The organism is Acinetobacter sp. 24-47-62 (assembly GCF_056779765.1).
Genome location: NZ_JBWYIN010000009.1, coordinates 154,136 through 161,074 on the forward strand (window position 1 = coordinate 154,136; position 6,939 = coordinate 161,074).

Genomic DNA, 6,939 nt, shown 5'->3' on the forward strand with positions numbered 1-6,939 from the left:
GGCTCATTCACGATCGAATGAGCCTTTTTGAATCGTACATTGTGGTTCTAAGTTTTAGGCTTAGAAATCATTTCAGGTTGTGGTTTACCGTACTGATCTGCCATAACTTCAACCAAAAACTCAGGCTTAATATATTTTTTGATCACTGCATCTATATCTTTCTTCGTCAGTTTTGCAAATGCCTGATCTCGCTCTAGTCTTGAAAGCTGTGTTTTATTTTGTTCAAGCTGGCTGTTCAATCCACGATGAATACGGCGCTCATCCTCTATATTCGTGACACGCTGTTTCATAATATTGGCTTTAGCCGCTTCAAGCTCTTGCTCCGTCACACCATTCTTTAATAAGTCAGTGAATACTTTATGCACACCTTGAGAAACTTGAGCTGATTTTCCAGCTGCATAATTAGCACTTACACCTATAGCACCAGCATTGATAAAATTATCCAAACTCAAACTACTTCCAAAGCTGTAAACCAACGCATTTTTTTCACGTAACTCCATGGCAAGGCGTGATGATAATTGTGACTCGCCTAGAATATGGCTCAACACATATAATGCTTCTGCATCAGGATGATTATTACCCACTGGAATGGCAATAACCGCTTGATAATTACCAAATTGACGCTGTTCAGCCAGCGCATGAACTTTTTGAGCAGGATAATCTATATGACTGCCCTGCAAACGTTGGTATGGTTCTTTTGTCTTAGACTGGCCTAAAGATGAATTCAAATATTTCAGAATGGCTTTGTCATCAAAATCACCAGTCACCGATATTCGACCATTTTGAGTTGTAAAATACTTTTGGTACAAAGCTTTAATTTGATCATTGGTGATGGTTTCAATTTGCTGCTTTGCTAGCTCAGGTTCAAAATGATATCGCAAATCACCTGGTTCATATCGCTCTACGATTCTAGCGATAGTCAGTCCTGCAACAGTTTCAGGCTCTGTATATGGTCGATTTAATGACGATAAAGTTTGCGATTTGATCAGGTCAAACTGACTTTGCTCAAATTTAGGATTATTCATAACGTCGACAATAAACTTGAAGAATTCTGGAAATTTTTCTTTCTTCGCAGATACGTTAATCACAATACCATTATCAACAGCTGAAGCAGATGCTCGACCACCCGCCTCGATTGATTTGTCTGCAATATCTTGCAGGCTATACTGCTCAGATGCTCTCAATAGCAAATAAGACATAAAGCCTAGTGCTTCACCTTGATTCTTGAGTGATTGTGCTGTCCCGAAATTTAAAGATATCGATGCGTAAGTTTTGTCATCGCGTGTTGACGTTGGGAATAGTGCATACTGCATCCCATTTTTCAAAGTACCACGCTTGATTTTTTTCTCTAACTTTTCAACATACTGTTTGGAATTTTTTAAGTGCTCAGCCACTTCAGCTTTATACACAGCTGGGTCTTTTAAAGGCTCTTCTTGAGTTGTCACTTGATCTAAAGTTTTTGATTCTTGCTCATGAGCGTCTAGCTCGAGTGCCTTTTTTTGATCCTCAGGCGTAGGTTGTATGTCTCCCGAAATACGATGCTCAGCAACCAAAAATTGATTTATTGCCTGATTAACTTGATCGACATTTAGACTTTGTATCTCTGCTTGATCTTTAAAATATTTTGCCCAATCCCCATTGGATGAAACCACATAATCACTAATGAAACCGCCCACAGAAGAAGCATTGGTCATCATGCTCTCTTGACCATTTTTAATCATGTTTTTGACACGATTTAATTCTGTTTCATTAAATTGATGCTTTTTCTCAATTCCTTTCTCTAGAGAAAGGGCAACTTTTTTCTTATCATGATTAGGAGCATACACTGCCCCCATAAAAACAAGATTAAAATCTGGTGTTAACCATGTCGTCGATTGAACCTGTGTAGCCGTACCTGTTTCTACAATATCTTTGTACAAATGACCACTAGGTTGCATTGTAAATAAATAAGGTGCTAAAGCGAGTGCGGTCTGTGTTTTTTGCTGGGCGCCATTGAGATAAATATTGTATTTGCCTAAATCACTTCCCTTTTGCACGACAAATTTACGCTCTTTAATCTTGGTCGAATCAAGCATTGGAACTTGGGTTGACTCAGGAATTTGACGCGCAGGAATTTGATTAAAATTTTTATCCACTGCTTTCAGGATATCCGCTTTATTAAATTTACCTGCAATCACTAGAACTGCATTATTCGGTGCATACCATTGTCGGTAAAATTGATTCAGTTCCTTCATGTTGATTGACTGAAGCTCAGTTAAATCACCAATCGGTAGACGACCTAGATACTGATTTCCGTAAGCAGATTTCCAAATTTGATCCATCAATACTGAAAAAGGTTGATCCATTCGAACCTCACGCTCTCGTTTTACGATTGCGATTTCTGACGGAACAAATTTTTCCTGAAGTACGAGCTTATCCATTCGCTCTGCCTCCAGATACAACATTTCATCAATGGCTTTTTTTTCTGGACGGATGACACTCATATACTGGGTAGAATAGTAGTCAGTCATCGCATTACTCATGAGCGTATGCTGATCTAGACGACGTTGAAACTCATCCCCTTTTACATTTTCTGTGCCTTTAAACGCGAGATGCTCAAGTAAATGTGCTAAACCACCTTTACCTTGTGGGTCATTCAAAGCTCCAGTTAAATACACCATATTCATAAAAATTTTATTTTCTTTAGGTATCGGTGCCAAAATTACCCGTAAACCATTTTCTAGTTTGTATTCTTCAATATTTTGTTCAGTCTTGACCAAAATAGGTTGTGCTAAACCGCTAGAACTGACCGCAACGATCATTAAAGTAAGTGAAAGTTTTTTAAAACGAGTTAGCATTGTTCTTCCAATTATTGATATAAAAAAATTGATCACACGACTGCTAAGGGTGTGATCAATAGGGTTTATGTTTTAAAGGTAAATTTCAGCTTTCATATAAAGTTTGGCATAGCCAGAAATTTCAATTCTTTGATTCTCTTTAAGTTGGCAATACAACACGCCACCTCTTTCTGAGCTTTGAAAAGCAATAAGTTTTGATTTATCCAATTTCTCAGCCCACAAAGGCGCTAATCCTGTATGCATAGAACCTGTTACAGGATCTTCATTGATGCCTTTATGTGGTGCAAAATAACGTGCCACATAATCATATTGTTCTGATGCTGCGGTTATAGCGATATCGGGATGATCGGATGCTGTAATACAAGTACTAACCTCATATGCTTCAGCAATTGCATTAATATTGGCAAAATTAGGTTTGGCATCAAGCACATCTTGTTCACTTTCCAAGACTAAAATATAAGCTTGTTGATTTAGATAAATTTCCTTGATTGGACGATTAACCACTTCTTTTAATAATTCAGGAAACTCTTCAGTTAAATGAGGGATTCGAACTGGGAAATTCATTGTGATTTTTCCATCGTCTTGTCGCGTGATGGAAAAAATTCCTAAATCTTTAACATGAAATTTAATGTTTTTCGCTTGAGTATACTCATTAAAAAGTACATAACTGCTCGCTAAAGTGGCATGACCACAAAAATCGACTTCAACTTTAGGTGTAAACCAACGGATTTCATAATTTTCATCATCAATAATTTTAACAAAAGCCGTTTCAGCCAAATTATTTTCAAATGCAATATTTTGCATGAGTGATGTATCAAGCCATTCTTCACTGACCACTACAGCTGCAGGATTCCCCTTAAACAACGCTGTAGTAAAGGCATCAACTTGATACATTTTCATAAATACACCCTAATATTTCCAAACTTCTAATTGAGAATAATAATCTTTTATCATTTCAAATCATAGATTAATTTCAATCTTGACTATAAATTATTGCTTCACAAAGATTCGTTCATAAACTGTATATTTCTAATGATCTTCCATAAAAAACCCTCACATGAGGGTCTTTTGCTATTTACGCTTTTTGAGCGCTTTCTTTAAATCTTTTAACTTAGATTCATGCTTAGAAATTTTCTTAAGTCTCGATTTAATTTGATCTTTTAAATCTTTAATTTTTAACTTGGACTTATTCGCCATATCTTATCTTCCTCGTGTCATTCACTTTAAATTGTTAATGCTTGAATTTACTGACAAGAATGGGGCTTCATCCCTAAATTCCCATTCAATTTAGGATTAATGGTTTAACGATTTTGTTGATCTAAATCAGATTGCTGTTGTGATTGTTGACGGGACTGTTGCTGATTCTGTTGCTGTTGATCTTGTTGCTGTTGCTGCTGATTAGGTTGATGTTGATGTGGCTGTTGACCTTGTTGACGTTGCTGCTGATTAGGTTGATGTTGATGTGGCTGTTGACCTTGTTGACGTTGCTGGTGATTTTGTTGCTGTTGCTCATTTTGATCTTGATTGTATTGATTACTCATTTCATATCTCCATGATTATCAGATTTTGATACTGATCTTGAATTCTTTTTCACTTGAATTAGACCAGTACAAATAACCATAAACCTTTTGCATGAAACTGCGAGCATAGAGCTGTATCAAAATACTGCATCGTAACTTTCATTCTGTAAGCTATATAAATTTCAGAGGATTAAAATTGATACAAGTTACGAGGCTTACAAGGCTCTCTCATTTGTTTACTTGTATTAACGTGACTTATTCCTTTAGTTTTAAATATGGATATGGATTTGTAGCACCACTCGTTAAATAAATCCCATAATGTAAATGTGGAGGTGTATTGATCGCATTGCCAGTATTTCCCACATATCCTAATACTTCACCGACTTCAACCCAGTCACCCTCTTGGATGTGTGCTGCATATTCATCTAAATGTGCATAGTAATGGCGACTTAACTGAGGTCCTACCACCCAAACGACTTTGCCTCCCAAACTGTTTGTGCCGATACGACTTACAATACCTTGTGTTGCACTCAATACAGGCGTACCTCGTTTGGCAAAAATATCAATTCCTTGATGTGTACGACCATTTGAACGTGCTGCCCCCCAAGTATCTGCTATTTGAGTTACTTTGACTCCTTCAACGGGTATCGCCAACGGCTCTGTCAACGCTTGCTTTTGAAGTTTCCAGTATAAATATGGATATTGTATTCCTGCTGTTTCGCCTGAAGTTGGGGGCTGACAAGCAGTAAGCATCCAACTGATTGCAATGAGTGATCCAATAATCCTTTTTTTCATATACAACCCAACATCTTAAATTGAGTTAAATTTTAGCGTCTGATCGACGTTTGCATTGTATTGATTAAATTAAAAGCACTTGTCATAAACCAATAAAAGCCTGCTTATACCGATTAAATCGTCAGAATTACATATTTTTTTTGATCAATACGATACTTTCTTTTTTGAATCACGCATAATAGTCACCAATTCCCCTATTTATTTTGTTTGACTTCATTGATCGAATCCTCAGATCAATTCAGGATGTTCATAAATTCTTGATAAGTCAGACCTTTCACTATTTGCACATTATTGAAGTTTTTATATGAAAATCGTCATTCTCAATAAACCTTATGGCGTTCTCTCCCAGTTTCGTAAAGACGAAGCACATATGACAATGTCTGATTTCGTTAACGATCCGACTTTACGTCTTGCTGGACGTCTAGACATGGACTCTGAAGGTCTAGTATTTTTAACCGACCATGGTGGTTTAAATCAGTACATTACCAACCCTGCCAATAAGAAATTTAAAACTTATTTGGTTCAAGTTGATGGTGATGTGACTGAAGAGGCTTTAGAACAGCTTCGTAAAGGTGTAGAGCTTAAAGACGGTATGACTCTACCTGCAAAAGCTGTAAAAGTTGAACAGCCTGAGTGGTTATGGGATCGTGATCCTCCTGTTCGTTTCCGTGCTTCTGTACCTACTTCTTGGGTTGAAATTTCGATTTGCGAAGGTCGTAACCGCCAAGTTCGACGTATGACTGCAGCAGTGGGTTTCCCAACTTTACGTCTTATTCGCACTAAAATTGGATCAATCGACTTAGTACAGATGGGTCTTGAATCTGGCGAAACTAGAGAAATTGAACCATTACTTTATCCTGACTTTCAAAATGTTCCTGCAGAAGAGCCATACCGCTCACGCTCTTACGTGAAGAAACCAGGCGGTACAGGTGGCAAGCCTATTAATAAGAAAGTCAATAAAGATGGTACTAAGAAAAAATCGGGTACTAAACGTATTTGGCAAATGGAAGAACATGAGAAACCACGTCGTAAGACCAATGGTACTACTCGCCCAAATACAAAAGCTCCACGTGGACGCGCACGCTAAGCTCAAGCTATTGTATAAAAAGTAAAAAGGATGCAATTGCATTCTTTTTTTATACATAAATTAACTTAAATAATCTCTCATTTTAAGTACACTTTTTCGATTATTTGCTTATTGTGAGTTGATACTTATGAAAAAATTTACGCTTGCTCTTTCAAGTTTTGCATTTTCAACATTCACTTTGGCAAATCCTTTAAGTGTTCATGTGCTTAATCAAGAAACTGGTCTTCCATCTTCTAATATTGCAGTTACACTTGAAGCGCAGCAGGGTGAAAAATGGGTAAAGCTCAACGAAGCTAAAACGGATGAAAATGGTCGTATCAAGGCTCTATATCCAGCCGAAACAGATCTTCAAAAAGGTGTTTACAGAGTAACTTTTAAAACTGGCGACTGGTTTAAAGCAAACAACAAGCGTACTTTCTTCCCTGAAGTGCCAGTGGTTTTTGTGATTGATGGTAGTTTAGATCATTACCATATTCCGTTGTTATTAAGTTCTTATGGTTATTCAACCTATCGAGGGAACTAATGTTTTTTTGTTAATCATTTATGACACAAATTTAGCTCACATTATGTGAGCTTTTTTATTTCTCTATTAATCTTAAAAGTTTAATTTGTAGTGGTTTAATAAAGTTGGACACTAAATTAGGTGATAATGTATTCACCAAAGAGGTGCTCAATGAAAACAAGACGAACATTCACTCCA

7 protein-coding genes are annotated in these 6,939 nt (G+C 36.9%); 2 read left to right on the forward strand and 5 right to left on the reverse strand.

What is annotated here, in order from left to right:
- Positions 1–47: 47 nt before the first annotated feature.
- From AC1M87_RS08890 to AC1M87_RS08910, 5 genes are all read right to left on the reverse strand, one after another.
- Complete coding sequence (locus AC1M87_RS08890; RefSeq protein ID WP_481593487.1) at positions 48–2,837, reverse strand: M16 family metallopeptidase; 2,790 nt, start codon at positions 2,835–2,837, stop codon at positions 48–50.
- A gap of 72 nt (positions 2,838–2,909) precedes the next feature.
- Positions 2,910–3,737, reverse strand: coding sequence for a PhzF family phenazine biosynthesis protein (locus AC1M87_RS08895; protein WP_481593488.1), 828 nt, complete (start codon positions 3,735–3,737; stop codon positions 2,910–2,912).
- Positions 3,738–3,908: 171 nt separating this feature from the next.
- Positions 3,909–4,034: a hypothetical protein gene (locus AC1M87_RS08900; protein ID WP_257219857.1), complete on the reverse strand. Its 126-nt coding sequence runs from the start codon at positions 4,032–4,034 to the stop codon at positions 3,909–3,911.
- Between the two features lie 104 nt (positions 4,035–4,138).
- The gene (locus AC1M87_RS08905; RefSeq protein WP_481593489.1) at positions 4,139–4,378 is read right to left on the reverse strand and encodes a hypothetical protein; all 240 of its coding nucleotides are present in this window, start codon (positions 4,376–4,378) and stop codon (positions 4,139–4,141) included.
- A 234-nt stretch (positions 4,379–4,612) separates the two neighbouring features.
- A complete protein-coding gene (locus tag AC1M87_RS08910; protein ID WP_481593490.1) occupies positions 4,613–5,152 on the reverse strand; it encodes a M23 family metallopeptidase in 540 nt (179 codons plus the stop codon).
- Between the two features lie 304 nt (positions 5,153–5,456).
- Between AC1M87_RS08910 and AC1M87_RS08915 the strand changes: the two genes are divergently transcribed.
- Entirely contained in the window at positions 5,457–6,239 is a 783-nt protein-coding gene (locus tag AC1M87_RS08915; RefSeq protein ID WP_481593491.1) for an rRNA large subunit pseudouridine synthase E, read from the forward strand.
- A 127-nt stretch (positions 6,240–6,366) separates the two neighbouring features.
- On the forward strand, positions 6,367–6,762 hold the full coding sequence (gene uraH / locus AC1M87_RS08920; RefSeq protein ID WP_481593492.1) for a hydroxyisourate hydrolase: 396 nt from the start codon (positions 6,367–6,369) through the stop codon (positions 6,760–6,762).
- Positions 6,763–6,939: the final 177 nt, after the last annotated feature.